Genomic DNA, 303 nt, shown 5'->3' with positions numbered 1-303 from the left:
GCTATATCAGAACGAATTTCACGAACCGTTTTTCCTGCAACTTCTACTGTACCAATGTATGGGTAGAAAATAGTGCCGTCAGCATGAACCCAGTTACCCGCTTCTGTGCTGCTACGGTAAGAGCCCGCTGGAATGGTCAGTTCAGGGTGATCCCAGATCGTAATATTTAAGATATCGCCCACACCGACTTTGTATTCATACTTTGCGATGTCTACGTCGAGTTCAGGGTTGGCTTGTGACACCGACAATGTACCCGTTTGGTAAGTCGATACTGATTGAGCTGTCAGTGGGTAAAGGTTAACC

At 46.5% G+C, this 303-nt stretch carries 1 protein-coding gene; it reads right to left on the bottom strand.

Features of this window, described 5'->3' with window-relative positions; genetic code table 11:
• Nucleotides 1-303 (bottom strand): polysaccharide biosynthesis/export family protein (locus AB4486_RS25615; protein WP_372119548.1); only part of this gene is annotated, 303 nt, incomplete at both ends.

Source organism: Vibrio sp. 10N.222.55.C6, from assembly GCF_041473395.1.
GTDB classification, from domain to species: domain Bacteria; phylum Pseudomonadota; class Gammaproteobacteria; order Enterobacterales; family Vibrionaceae; genus Vibrio; species Vibrio crassostreae_C.
The sequence above is the reverse complement of the archived record's forward strand: the minus strand, read 5'-3'. Positions and strand labels throughout refer to the sequence as shown.